The organism is Psychrobacter sp. 16-MNA-CIBAN-0192 (genome assembly GCF_040309565.1).
GTDB lineage: Bacteria > Pseudomonadota > Gammaproteobacteria > Pseudomonadales > Moraxellaceae > Psychrobacter.
Map to the genome: position 1 here is coordinate 1 of NZ_JBEOOX010000365.1, position 263 is coordinate 263.

A 263-nucleotide genomic window follows, 5' to 3' on the forward strand; every position below is an offset into this window, starting at 1 on the left:
ATTCTAGGTAGAATACGCTCCCTTTTGAAGTTTACTGGTTTGATTTAAGTAGGATCCCATTAATGATTTTTCACGAAAATTTTGACGTTATCGTAGTAGGTGGTGGACATGCTGGCACTGAAGCCGCATTGGCAGCCGCACGTATGGGGATGAATACCCTGCTGCTAACTCACAATATGGATACCCTTGGTCAAATGTCATGTAACCCAGCAATTGGTGGCATTGGCAAAGGTCACTTAGTTAAAGAAATTGACGCTCTAGGT

At 43.0% G+C, this 263-nt stretch carries 1 protein-coding gene; it reads left to right on the forward strand.

Features of this window, described 5'->3' with window-relative positions:
• Positions 1-62 precede the first annotated feature (62 nt).
• On the forward strand, positions 63-263 hold a 201-nt coding region (locus AAEY78_RS13615), incomplete at its 3' end, for an FAD-dependent oxidoreductase (protein WP_352339868.1).